Below are 12,369 nucleotides of genomic sequence, written 5' to 3' on the forward strand. Positions count from 1 at the left end.
GGGTCCGAGTCCAGCCCCCGAATTCATTGCGGGGTAACGCAGAGCCTAACAGATGACCAGCATCCAACCCATCACCCTCACCGCCCCTCGCGTCCAGCTTCTCCCGCTCGATCCCAGCCACGCCGCCGGCCTCCTCGAAGCCGCCCAAGGCCAGGGGATTTGGGACTATATGCCCAGCGCTGTCAATAACGAAGACGCCATGGTCCAATGGATCGAAACCGCGCTCGCGGCGCAAGCGCGCGGCGAAGAATTGCCGTTTACGATCTGGGATCAGCAGCTTGCAAAGATCGTAGGCGGCACGCGCTATCTGGATATCTCGATTTCCCACAAGAGCCTGGAAATTGGGTGGACGTGGCTGTCGCCCGAAGTCCACCGGACCTCCGTCAACACGGAGTGCAAGTATCTTCTGTTCAAGCATGCGTTTGAAACACTAGGTGTGAACCGCGTGCAGCTCAAGACGGATTCGCGCAACGAGCGTTCGCAAAAGGCGATCGAACGAATCGGCGGCGTGCGCGAGGGCGTGCTGCGCCGGCATCGCATTTTGCCGGATGGGTACGTGCGGGATTCTGTCTATTTTAGCGTGATCGCGGAGGAGTGGCCGGTGGTGAAGGCGCGGCTGGAGGGGATGATGGGGCCGTTAGGTGCGCCTCCGCAATGAATTACGGGGGGACTCGGACCCCGCATTGAAATACGGGGCTGGGGGCGCTGCGCGCCGACCGTCCGTGCCGGACGGAGGAGTGGGTTTGTATACGTTTCTTATTCCTCCGTCCGGCACGGACGGTCGGTGGCGAAGCCACCCCTAGCCACCTATTTCAATGGGTGGTCCGTTAGGGGTGGAATCAACACCCCCGGCACAAAATCGCGTACAGCGCCGCCGGTCCGTGTACCCCGATACTCAGGTCATTCTCGATATCCGACGACCGGCTCGGCCCCGTGATAAAGTGCACCGAGGACGGCACGTCGCCGTGCGCGAGGGCGGTGACTTTGGCGAGGGCTTGCCCCATGCGGTCGACGAGCTGGGATTCGCGGACGATGGCGATGTGCGCGGTGGGCAGAAGGCTGACGCTGCGGGCGTGCTGGGGGGTGGTCCAGAGCATGAGCGTGCCGGTGTTGGCGATGGCGGCGTCGGCGAGGGTGAGGCCGATGTCGGCGCGCTCGGCGGCGTCGCGCAGGGATGCTTCTTCGGCTTTTGGGTTTTCGGCGACCCAGGAGCGGGCGTGGCGGTCGTCCCAGAGCCATTCGATATTGAAGTCAGCGAAGTCTTTGCGCTCCCAGGTGATGATGGTATTTGGAGCGAGCGTGTCGAGCAGGTCTTTGAGCGCCTGGGATGCGCCGGCGGGCGTTTCGACGATGGTGGCGTGGCCGCCAAGGGCGTCGAGCTCGGCGGCGAAACGCGTCACGCGATCGACGGCGCCGGCGTCGTGGCCGTAGGGGGCGTTGGCGTAGGTCTCAGAGACGCCGCGTACGGCGCGGGCAGGCGCAGTGGTGGCCATTGGCCGGCCGAGGCGGTCGGCGATGCGCTGGAAAAGCTGGTCTCGCTCCATTTATTCGGTTTCTTTCTTCGGCTTCGGACCGCGCGGCGCCTGGGGCGGCTCGGCGGCGAGGTCGGCCCAGCGGTCCCGGAAGGCTTTCTTATTGGGTTCGGGGAGCGTGCGATATTTGGTCCAGCCGTGCATCGGCGTGTTCTTCGCCAGGGCGGACTCTTCTTTTTCGTCGCCCATCACCGTCAACTGCACCCAGCGCGCGGACTTACCCGCGAGCTTGTATGCGCCGACGCTCTTAAACCCGGCGGCGTAGCCCTTGTACGCCATGCGCTCGCTCAGAGGCGTGAAGCCCGCTTCGACATAACGGCGGCGCAGGTGGACGAGCATGTCGTGGAGGGGGATCTTGACCGGACAGGCTTCATGACACGCGCCGCAAAGGCTGGAGGCGTAGGCCAGTTCGCCCCACTGCTTTTTGTCTTCCATCAAGAGCGGCGTGATGACGGCGCCGATGGGGCCGCTGTACGTGCCGCCGTAGGTGTGGCCGCCGACCTGGCGGTAGACGGGGCAGACATTGAGGCAGGCGCCGCAGCGGATGCAGTTTAGCACTTCCTGGAATTCATCGTCGCCCAGGATGGCCGAACGGCCGTTGTCCAGAATAATAATATGGACGTCTTCCGGGCCGTCGACTTCGCCCGCGCGCCGTGGTCCCGAAAGCGCGGTCATATAAACGGTGATCTTCTGGCCCGTGGCGCTGCGCGGCAGCAGGTTCGCCATCACTTCCAAATCTTCCCAGGACGGGATGATTCGCTCCATGCCCATCATCACGATGTGGGTCTTGGGGAGCGTCGTCACCATGCGCGCATTGCCCTCGTTGCTGAAGAGCACGACGGAGCCGCTTTCGGCGAGCGCGAAGTTGCACCCCGTCATCCCGATTTCGGCCTCCGCGAATCGCTGCCGCAGCTTGCGGCGCGCATACCCCGCCAGGACTTTGGTATCCGAAGAAAGCGTCTCGCCGCTCTCCTTCTCGAACAGTTCCTGCACTTGATAGCGGTTCTTATGAATGGCCGGGATGATGATATGCGACGGCGTCTCATGCGCAAGCTGGACGATCCATTCGCCCAGGTCCGTCTCCAGACACTCAATCCCCTGCTCCTCAAAGTAGTGATTGAGGTGGACCTCTTCCGACACCATGCTCTTGGACTTGGCGATCAGCTTGGTGTTCTTGTCCTTGGCGATTTTCAAAGAAATCGCAATCGCGTCTTCGGTGTTCTTGGCGAAGTGGACGTGAATCCCGCGCTTTTCGGCGTTCTGGATAAACTGATCGAGATAATAATCTAAGTTTTCAATGACATGCGAACGGATCGCGCGTCCGCGCTCGCGCCATTCTTCCCAGTCGCCGAGTGCGCCGGTGCTGTCGGCTTTGCGTCCGCGCAGGCGGTCGGCGGTGAAGCGCACGGCTTTGCGCAGGAAGTCGTCCTGAAAGGCGACATTCGCGCGTTCTTTGAGTGTGGATTTTTGCTGCGCCATGGTGTGGTTCCTTGCGATGAATTACCTGGCTAGGGCGTTTCTTGTTTCCCCGTATTGAAATACGGGGCTGGGGGCGCTGCGCGCCGACCGTCCGTGCCGGACGGAAGAATTGGAAAGGGCAACGATTGATCTCTTCCGTCCGGCACGGACGGTCGGTGGCAAAGCCACCCCCAGCCCCGTAATTCATTGCGGGGTATTGGCTCGAAATTTATCGCGTACTTGGCTTTGCTCGCCTAACTACTAAACCGATACAAAAACTCCGCCAGATGCAGCGGCTCCGTCTTCAATCCCCGCTTCTTCATCTGGCCGCCCATGTTCATCAGGCACCCCATATCCCCGCTCACCAAAAAGTCCGCGTCGGTTTCCGTAATGTGATCGACCTTTTCGTTGACCATCGCGCCGGAGATGTCGCCGAGCTTGACGGAGAAAGCGCCGCCGAAGCCGCAGCAGTCCTCAGCTTTGGGGAGAGGAAGCAGGGTGATTCCTTCGACGTGCTGCAGCAGCGCCATCGGCTCATTTTTAATCCCGAGGATTCGTGAGCCGTGACAGGCGGGGTGGTAGGTGACGGTGTGCGGGCAGACGGCGCCGACGTCGGTGACGCCGAGGACGTTCACTAAGAACTGGGAGAACTCGTAAGTCTTCGCGGCAAGCGCATCGGCGCGGGCCGCAAGTCTGGGATCGTCGGCGAAGAGTTCGTGATAGTAATGGTGGACCATGCCGCTGCACGAACCCGAGGGCGAGACAACATACTCGGCGCCTTCAAAGGCGTTCAACTGGTTGAGGGCGACTTCGCGCGCCTCGCGGACGTAGCCGCTGTTGAAGGCGGGCTGGCCGCAGCAGGTTTGCGATTGAGGGAATGAAACCTCGCAGCCATACCGGCGCAGCAGGCGGACCATGCTGACGCCGACGTTCGGGAAAAACTGATCCACCAGACAGGTAATAAAGAGTGTGACGCGCATAATACTGCTTCTTTGCTATTTCGCCGCCGTAACGGTGACGCCCAGCGCGGTCATCTCCTGCACCGTCGCCGGCTCGACACCCGTATTCGTAATCACCTCGTCCACATCGCCGAGGCTTCCAAATCGTTTCAGCGCCCGGACGCCGAATTTGCTCTTATCCACCAGCAAATAAGAACGGTCCGCGATCGCCATCATCTTTTGCTTGAGCGTCGCCTGCGCCTCATTGACATCGCTCAGGCCATGCTCCAAGTCCACACCCGTACAGGAAAAGAAGAGGCGATTGACATGGTACTCGGCAAGCGCCTGCTCGGCGCGCGCTCCCGTGAACGACAGCGACGGCGCGCTCAGCGATCCGCCGGTGCAGATGACGCGAATGCGAGGGCGGCTCGCCAGCTCGATACAAACTTGCATGGCGTTCGTAAGTACGGTCAGCGGAATATCCGGCAGCAGCTTGGTCATCTGCCAGGCCGTCGTGCTGGCGTCCACGATAATCGTGTCGCCCTCTTCGATCAAGCGCACGGCCTCCCGCGCAATCGCCGATTTCTCCGACGCAAAGCTGACCTCCCGCTCGGAATACGACGCCTCACGCCCCCCACTGCGAATGGACACGGCGCCGCCATGACTGCGCAGCAAAACCCCTTCGCCCTCCAGCTTCTCCAAATCCCGGCGAATCGTCTCTTCGGTAACCTGGAACAGCCGTGCGAGCCCGGCGACGCGGACACTTTTTTCTTTATCGACCAGCGCGACAATCTCGCGGTGGCGTTCGGCGACTAGCATAGTGGTTGTATGATACCTGATCGTGTGGAGAGGGCCCTCACTCCCCGGTCCCCTCTCCCAATTCTGGGAGAGGGGGAGTCAGAGGGAATTTTATTTGGATCTTTGATCCAACTCCTAACCCTCTCCCCGAATAAAGAGAGTTGGCGAAGGGCCGAGTGAGGGCCACTCTTCTATTTCCCTCGAACCAAATACGTCTTCCCCGCCTTCGCGGCGAACTCTACCACGCCGCCGCCGAGCGGCTTGGTCTCAATCTCTTGTCCGCCGCTGGTAATCGTGACCGGCTTCGCCGTGCGAATCTGTGTGGCGCGGGAGACCGAACTCTGGAGCGATGCGCTTTGCAGTTTGCCGCCGGCCCAGGTGAGGTCGACGATATAGCCGCCGCGCGCTTTCAGGCCGGTGACGCTGCCCGTCGGCCAGGCCGAGGGGAGGGCGGGGAGGAGATCGACGACGCCGGTTTGGCTTTGCAGCAGCATTTCGGCGATGCCGGCGGGGCCGCCGAAGTTGCCGTCGATCTGGAACGGCGGGTGGGCGTCGAACATATTCTGATACGTGCCGCCGCCTTCCATGTAGTCCATGCCCTTGGAGCCGGCGAGCGTCAATTGGTTGTGCAGCAGCGTGTAAGCGTGATCGCCGTCGAGCAGACGCGCCCAGAGATTGATGCGCCAGGCCATCGCCCACCCGGTGCTTTCGTCGCCGCGCCCGTTGAGCGAGACTTTGGCGGCTTCGGCGAGCGCCGGCGTGGTGCGCGGCGAGAACTGATTGCCGGGATACAGGCCGACGAGGTGCGAGACGTGGCGGTGCTTATCCGTCGGATCGTCGCGGTCCACCATCCACTCCTGAAGCTGGCCCCATTTGCCGATTTTGGGGACGAGCAGCTTGTCGCGCATGGTCTGGACCTTGGCGCGATAGTCGGCGTCGATATTTAAGTCTTTGCTGGCGGCGATGTAATTATTAAACACATCCCACACCAATTCTTGGTCGAACGAAACGCCGTCTTCATTAGGGCCGTGCTCCGGCGACCAGCCATTGGGGATGACAAGCGTCCCGTCGGGCTGCGCCTTCAGGCGGTCTTCCCAATAGTTGCAGACTTCCTTCAGGATCGGATAAAGCTTCTGAAGATACGCCTTGTCTTGCGTGTAAGCGTAATGATCCCAGAGATTCTGGCAAAGCCAGGCGTTGGCGGCGGGAATCCAGGACCAGGTCGAGCCGCCAAATATGCCGTTCTCGGCGCGCGTGGTCCAGCCGCGCACATGATACTCTTCTTGCGTCTGCTGGGTGCGGACGCCGCGCGTACTGTCCACCCATTGGAAAAACGGATCGAAGCTTTCGGACAGATTGGCCAGATCCGTGAACCAGTAGTTCATCTGGACGTTTATGTCCGCATGGTAGTCCGAGCGCCACGGCGGGGTGTTGCTGTTGTTCCAGATGCCCTGAAGGTTGGTCGGCAGCGCGCCGGGGCGCGACGACGAGATCATCAAATAGCGGCCATATTGGAAGAACAGCGATTCCAATTCCGGGTCGCGCCCCTTGGAGTAGCCGGCGAGGCGAGCCGCCGTATCCTGAGCGGCGACGTTTGGATCGGAAGCGCCGAGATCGATCGTCATTCGGTCGTAAAGCTTCTGGTAATCGGCGACGTGCGCCTTCATCAGCGAATCGTAGCTCTTCTTGGCCGCCGAATCGACTTGACTGGCGACGCGCGCATGGGGATCCTCGCCGCGCCAGCCTTTGGCGGCGTTTTGTAAAAAGTCCGTCCCCGCGCCCAAAATCAGCGTGATGCTGTCGGCGTGGTCCACATGGATCCCAGCCGCGTCCTCGCGCACCGAGCCGCCTGCATGCTGGACGAGAACCTGGGCCTCGTACTTGAGATGGTTGTCGAGCGCGCCGACGTCGATGAGACGTCCATCGGCCGCCGTGATCTTGCCGCTATGCATGTCGGTCAGCCGGATCAAGCCGGTGTACTGTCCGGGCTTGTCCGCCGTGAGGCGCAGCACGAGCACTTCGGCCGGATGGCTTGAAAAAGCTTCGCGGGTGTAGTGCACGCCGTTCAGGTCGTAGCTGACCCGGTGAACGGCGTGCGTGATGTCGAGTTCGCGGCGATAGTTCGTCGCGCTGGTGTGTCCGAGATCGATAAAGAGATCGCCGAACGCCTGATAAGCTCCCGTTTCGTGCTCGTCGCCGGTCCAGAGGCTGTCCTCGTTGAACTGGACGTGCTCGCTGTCCAATCCGCCGAACAGCATGCCGCCGAGGCGCCCGTTGCCGATCGGCAGGGCCTCGGTCATCCAGTCCTTGGCCGGCTGCGGATACCAGAGCGTAAGCGGCTTTGCGGCGTCTTTTTTTCGCGCGGCCTCGCATCCGGATGTCAGCAGTACGGCGCAGGCTGCGCCAAGGACGGCGGTGAGAACGAAACGGGTCATCATCAGTGTTGAACCTCTCTGTGATCGCGTTCGGAATTACCGGGCGAACGCGGCGGGAACGCCGCCGTCCACCGTGACGAAGCACCCGGTCGTCTTTGCCGACTGCGATCCGGCCAGGAAGGCGATGGAGTTCGCGATGTCTTCGGGCAGGATGTTCACCAGCAGCGTGGTGCGCTTGCGGTAGTACTCCTCCAGTTGATCCGGGTTGATGCCGTAGGCGGCGGCGCGCTCGTTGCGCCATCCGGAGTTCCAGATCGCCGATCCCGAAAGGACGGCGTCGGGAAGGACCGTGTTCACCCGGATGCCGTATTCGCCGCCCTCGGCGGCGATGCAGCGGGCCAGGTGCAGCTCGGCGGCCTTGGCGGTGCTGTAAGCGGCCGCGTTCTTGCCGGCGTAGACGCTGTTCTTGGAGCCGACGAACACCATGGAGCCGCCCGTCCCCTGCGCCTTCATGATCTTGAACGCTTCCCGCGCCACCAGGAAGTAGCCGGTGCTCAAGACATTGTTGTTCAGGTTCCACTCTTTGAGCGTCGTCTGATCGAACGGGCTGGAGGTCGCCAGGCCCGCGTTGTTGACGATGACGTCCACGCCGCCATAGGCGAGAATGGCGTCCGCGTAAGCCTTTAATACCTGCTCTTCATCGGTGACGTCCAGTTTGACGGCGACCGCGCGGCCGGCTCCGGCCTTCTTGTTCAGCTCATCGGCGGCGTTCTGCGCCGTTTCCAGGTTGATATCGGCCAGCACGACATGCGCGCCCTCCTTCACCAGCTTGCGCGCGGTGGCGCTGCCGATCCCGCCGCCGCCGCCCGTGATGAACGCGATCTGGCGGGAGAACTCGACTTCCGGCGGCGCCAGGCTCATCTTGTAGAGCTCCAGCGGCCAGTACTCGACGGCAAAGGACTCGGCGGGCGAAAGCGAGATGAAGTTCCCAAGCGCCGTGCTGCCGGTCATAACGGCGATGGCCCGATTATAAAGGGCGGTGCTGACTTCCGAGACCGCCTTCGTCTTGCCGGTGCTGACCAGGCCGATGCCGGGGATGAGAATGACGCGCGGCGGCGGAGCGGACATCACGTCGCCTTCGATCTTGTTGGATTCAAAGTACGCTTTGTAATCTTCGTTGTAGGCGGCGATTCCGGACGCGAGGGCGGCTTTTAATGCTTCGACATCGCCCGTAGCCGGGCTCCAATCGACGAGCAAGGGCGTACGCTTGGTGTGGACGAGGTGATCCGGGCAGGCGGCGCCGATCTCGCCGAGCTTGCCGGCGTCGTAGCTGTTGACGAACTGGAGGACCTTCTCATTGTCATCGTAGTTCAGGATCATACGGGCGTCTTTGCCGACCAATCCACGGATCGTCGGGAAGACTTGCGCGGCGATCTCGCGGCGCGCTTCGGAGTCCAGCGCCTGGTGCTTGGCGCCGCCGAACAGCTTGTCGCCCAGAGCCGCGACACGGGTGGCGATATAATCTTCGGCCTGCTGGATCGTCGCGATGGTTTTGTTATAGGACTCTTCCGAGGTTGCGCCCCAGGTGACGAGGCCATGCTTCGCCATCAGGACCAGTTCGGCGTTCGGGTTGTCTTTCACGCCCTGCGCGATCTGCTTGGAAAGCGTGAAGCCCGGGCGGATGTAATCGACCCAGACGAACTTGTCGCCCCAGATCTCCTTGGCGACTTCCTTGCCATTGTCGGCGCAGCAGATGCTGATGATGGCGTCGGGGTGCGCGTGATCCACATGGGGATAGGGGAGGAAGGCGTGCAGCAGGGTTTCGATCGACATGCGCGGGTGCTTCGGATCGATCATGCACTGCGTCAGATACGCGACCATCTCCTCGTCGACCATCTCCTCGCGCTCGAAGAGCGGCAGAACGTCGTCGAGGTCCAGCGCGGTGAAGTTCTTCGCGGTGGCGTCGGCCAGGTCCGAGCCGCTGCCCTTGACCCACATGATATTGATGGGGCGGCCCCGGAAGTCCGTCCCCGTGGTCTTGAAGGACGTATTGCCGCCGCCCCAGTTACAGACGGTGCGGTCCTGTCCCAAGAGATTCGAACGATATCTGAGTTCTTCGACGCCTTGCAGCGGCTGCGCCACGGCGTTATCCCACCGATTGATCGGCATAAAAATCCTCCAAAATTCCCACAAGGTTGGTTGGGTTTGTGTCTGATTATATCTGATTTTATATAAAGTGTCAACAAATTCTTTGAAAATCAAAAGGAAATTATGGATAAACGGGCGAAATCTATGACATAATAGGACATTGCATTCAGTAGTGCGAAGGAGGGGCGGAGTGGCGTCTCAACGATTTTTGTCGGTGGACCTCGGGGCCGAGAGCGGGCGCGGCGTTGTCGCCGAGTTTGACGGCGAACGTGTGATATTGACCGAGCTTGGCCGCTTTACGACGGGCCGGGGCCGGGAAGACCTGGGCGCGGATGATGTGCGCCGCTGGGATTTCGCGCGCATCGCCAGCGAGATCGAGGGTTTGCTGGCCCGCGCCGTCGAGGGCGGCGAGGTGCGCGGCGTCGGCGTGGACAGCTGGGGTGTGGACCATGGCTTTCTGGACGCCGATGGGAGCCTGCTTGCGCCGCCGGTCGCCTATCGCGATCTCTCGCACGCCGCCGCGCATGAAGAGATTCTGACGCGCATTCCCCGCGAGGAACTGTGGGACGCCACCGGTATCCAGCCCCTTTCCTTCAATACGCTGTATCAAATCGCCGCGCGCCAGAAAGACAGTCCCGAGATCTTAGATCGCGCGCATCGAATGCTGATGATCCCGGACCTGATGCACCATGTCCTGACCGGAAAGCGCTCGCTGTCCGTCGAAGCCACCAACGCCAGCACGACGCAGATGCAGCGTCCCGGCGTCGGCGGCTGGAACGTCGATCTCTTAAATCGACTCGGCCTCCCTTCGCACTTTCTCGGCGATGTCGTCTCGCCCGGAACGCGCGTCGGCGTGACGCCCGGCGGCGTCCCTGTTTATGCGCCGGGGACCCACGACACCGCCAGCGCCGTCGCCGCCGCCCCCGTACAGCCGGGATCCCGCTGGGCGTTTCTCTCGTCCGGCACCTGGTCGCTGCTCGGCGCCGAGCTTCCCGCGCCGGTGCTCAGCCGCGAGGCGATGGAGATGGGCTTCAGCAACGAAGGCGGCGTCGCAGGGACGACGCGTTTCCTCAAGAATATCATGGGCCTCTGGCTGGTGCAGGAGTGCCGCCGTTCTCTGGCGAAGACGACCGGGCGTCAGTTTACCTATCCCGAGCTTGTCACCCTGGCCGAAGCCGCGCGCCCGGACGGCCCGCTGATCGACGCCGTGGCGCCCCGCTTCCTGGCGCCCGCCGACATGGCGGAAGAGATCCGAGCCGCCTGCGAAGAAACCGGCCAGACGCTGCCCGGCGACGCTGGCGCGCTGATCCGCTGCTGCCTCGAAAGCCTCGCCATGGCCTACCGCCTGGCCCTGCGCGACCTCGGCCGCCTGCTCGGCCAGGAGTTCGACGTGCTGCACGTCATCGGCGGCGGCTCCCAAAACCTTTTGCTCAATCAATGGACCGCTGACGCCTGCGGGGTGACTGTTCAAGCCGGGCCGTCCGAAGCGACCGCTGTCGGCAACGCCCTCGGCCAGCTCGTCGCCTCCGGAGCCGTGGCCGACTGGGCGCAGGCCCGCGAAGTATCCCGCCGCTCGGCGGACGTCGCGACATTCACCCCCAACCCCGCGCGGCAAGCGCACTGGGCGCAGCGGGAGCGGGAGATTGTGAAGTTGTGGGCGAAGTAGAAGAGGCCCTCACCCCCCGGCCCCCTCTCCCAATTCTGGGAGAGGGGGAGTCAGAGTTTTGAGTTTTTTTGGATCTTTGATCCAACTCTTAACCTTCTCCCAGAATTGGGAGAGGGTGGCCCGAAGGGCCGGGTGAGGGCTTTCCTCGCGCATTTGCATGAGAAATAACCTTTGGAGAAATATTAATGGCAACGACCAACTGGGCGGCGGAGTATGAATTGCTGGCGGCGCGCCTCACCGATCGCGGCGTGGATTTAGGCGCGGTGGAGACGGCGCTGAAGGCGCAGCAAGTGGAGACCCCGTCGTGGGGGTATGCGGACAGTGGGACGCGGTTTGGCGTGTTTCGTCAGCCCGGCGCGCCGCGCGATGTCTTTGAGAAGTTTGAAGACGCCGCGCAGGCGAACCAGTACACCGGCATCGCCGCCGGCGTCGCCGTGCATATTCCGTGGGATACGGCGGATTGGGGTAAGCTCGCCCAGTACGCTCACTCGCTGGGAGTCTCTGTCGGCGCGATCAATCCGAATGTCTTCCAGGACTACGATTATCGTTTCGGCAGCTTTGGCTCCGAGCGCGCCGATGTGCGCGCCCGCGCCGTGGCGCATATGAAGGAGTGTGTCGATGTGATGAACGTCGTCGGCTCCAAGAATATCTCCCTGTGGTTTGCCGACGGCACCAACTTCCCCGGCCAGGGCGACTTCCGCCGGCGCAAGCAGTACTTCTCCGAATGCCTCGCCGAGCTTTACGGGGCGCTGGCGGGCGACCAGACTCTCCTGGTGGAGTATAAGCCCTTCGAGCCGTCGTTCTATCATACGGACATCGCCGACTGGGGCATGTCCTACGCCTTCTGCCAGAAGCTAGGCCCGAACGCCAAAGTCCTGGTGGACCTTGGGCATCACCTGCCCGGCGCGAATATCGAGCATATTGTCGCGTTCCTGCTGGATGAGGGGCGTCTTGGGGGCTTCCATTTTAACAACCGCAAGTACGCCGACGACGATCTGACCACCGGGTCCATCAACCCTTACGAGCTTTACTTGATCTTCAACGAGCTGGTCGCCGGCGAGCAGGCGGGGATCGCCAATAATATCGCCTACATGATCGATGAAAGCCATACGCTCAAGAACAAGACCGCCGAGATGATCCAGAGCCTCGTCGCGCTTCAGACTTCTTACGCCAAGGCGCTCCTGATCGATCGCGCCGCGCTGCGCGTGGCCCAGGAATCGGACGATCTTGTCGGCGCCGAGGAGATTATCAAGGACTCGTTCGCGTCCGATGTTCGCCCGCTGCTGTGGAAGGTCCGATCCGACCTGAACCTGCCGAATCCCGCCGATCCGTTGCGTGGTTTCCTGGAAAGCGGGTATATCGAAGAAAAAGCCAAAGAGCGCGGCGTTGGGGGCGGCAGCGGCCTCGGCGCTTAGTTCATTCGCGCCGGGCGTCGCCGTAGACGCCCCGGCGTC

The 12,369-nt window shown here is 62.2% G+C and carries 9 protein-coding genes; 3 read left to right on the top strand and 6 right to left on the bottom strand.

The features are described 5' to 3' along the window. Positions 1–52 precede the first annotated feature (52 nt). Positions 53–658, top strand: a complete 606-nt coding sequence (locus tag D5261_RS12115) for a GNAT family N-acetyltransferase (RefSeq protein WP_119321281.1) — start codon at positions 53–55, stop codon at positions 656–658. Positions 659–839: 181 nt separating this feature from the next. Here D5261_RS12115 and D5261_RS12120 read toward each other — a convergent pair whose 3' ends face one another. The 6 genes from D5261_RS12120 to D5261_RS12145 all read right to left on the bottom strand — a co-directional run bounded on the left by D5261_RS12120 (position 840) and on the right by D5261_RS12145 (position 9,270). Further along, complete coding sequence (locus D5261_RS12120) at positions 840–1,544, bottom strand: LutC/YkgG family protein (protein ID WP_119321282.1); 705 nt, start codon at positions 1,542–1,544, stop codon at positions 840–842. Next, complete coding sequence (locus tag D5261_RS12125) at positions 1,545–3,011, bottom strand: LutB/LldF family L-lactate oxidation iron-sulfur protein (RefSeq protein ID WP_119321283.1); 1,467 nt, start codon at positions 3,009–3,011, stop codon at positions 1,545–1,547. Between the two features lie 233 nt (positions 3,012–3,244). Next, positions 3,245–3,970: a (Fe-S)-binding protein gene (locus tag D5261_RS12130; RefSeq protein ID WP_119321284.1), complete on the bottom strand. Its 726-nt coding sequence runs from the start codon at positions 3,968–3,970 to the stop codon at positions 3,245–3,247. 15 nt (positions 3,971–3,985) lie between these two features. Beyond that, complete coding sequence (locus D5261_RS12135; RefSeq protein WP_119321285.1) at positions 3,986–4,747, bottom strand: DeoR/GlpR family DNA-binding transcription regulator; 762 nt, start codon at positions 4,745–4,747, stop codon at positions 3,986–3,988. 170 nt (positions 4,748–4,917) lie between these two features. Then, on the bottom strand, positions 4,918–7,164 hold the full coding sequence (locus D5261_RS12140; protein WP_119321286.1) for a glycoside hydrolase family 95 protein: 2,247 nt from the start codon (positions 7,162–7,164) through the stop codon (positions 4,918–4,920). A 33-nt stretch (positions 7,165–7,197) separates the two neighbouring features. Then, on the bottom strand, positions 7,198–9,270 hold the full coding sequence (locus D5261_RS12145; RefSeq protein ID WP_119321287.1) for a bifunctional aldolase/short-chain dehydrogenase: 2,073 nt from the start codon (positions 9,268–9,270) through the stop codon (positions 7,198–7,200). 169 nt (positions 9,271–9,439) lie between these two features. Here D5261_RS12145 and D5261_RS12150 point away from each other — a divergent pair, with 169 nt between their 5' ends. Next, on the top strand, positions 9,440–10,915 hold the full coding sequence (locus D5261_RS12150) for a rhamnulokinase (protein ID WP_165864170.1): 1,476 nt from the start codon (positions 9,440–9,442) through the stop codon (positions 10,913–10,915). A 185-nt stretch (positions 10,916–11,100) separates the two neighbouring features. Continuing rightward, a complete protein-coding gene (rhaI, locus tag D5261_RS12155) occupies positions 11,101–12,330 on the top strand; it encodes an L-rhamnose isomerase (RefSeq protein ID WP_119321289.1) in 1,230 nt (409 codons plus the stop codon). Positions 12,331–12,369 lie beyond the last annotated feature (39 nt).

This window comes from Capsulimonas corticalis (assembly GCF_003574315.2).
GTDB classification, from domain to species: domain Bacteria; phylum Armatimonadota; class Armatimonadia; order Armatimonadales; family Capsulimonadaceae; genus Capsulimonas; species Capsulimonas corticalis.

Excerpts from the sequence above, each read along its gene's own strand:
- D5261_RS12120 (WP_119321282.1), bottom strand. The coding sequence starts at position 1,544 with ATGGAGCGAGACCAGCTTTTCCAGCGCATCGCCGACCGCCTCGGCCGG.
- D5261_RS12145 (WP_119321287.1), bottom strand. The coding sequence starts at position 9,270 with ATGCCGATCAATCGGTGGGATAACGCCGTGGCGCAGCCGCTGCAAGGC.
- D5261_RS12125 (WP_119321283.1), bottom strand. The coding sequence starts at position 3,011 with ATGGCGCAGCAAAAATCCACACTCAAAGAACGCGCGAATGTCGCCTTT.
- D5261_RS12135 (WP_119321285.1), bottom strand. The coding sequence starts at position 4,747 with ATGCTAGTCGCCGAACGCCACCGCGAGATTGTCGCGCTGGTCGATAAA.
- rhaI (WP_119321289.1), top strand. The coding sequence starts at position 11,101 with ATGGCAACGACCAACTGGGCGGCGGAGTATGAATTGCTGGCGGCGCGC.
- D5261_RS12140 (WP_119321286.1), bottom strand. The coding sequence starts at position 7,164 with ATGATGACCCGTTTCGTTCTCACCGCCGTCCTTGGCGCAGCCTGCGCC.
- D5261_RS12130 (WP_119321284.1), bottom strand. The coding sequence starts at position 3,970 with ATGCGCGTCACACTCTTTATTACCTGTCTGGTGGATCAGTTTTTCCCG.
- D5261_RS12115 (WP_119321281.1), top strand. The coding sequence starts at position 53 with ATGACCAGCATCCAACCCATCACCCTCACCGCCCCTCGCGTCCAGCTT.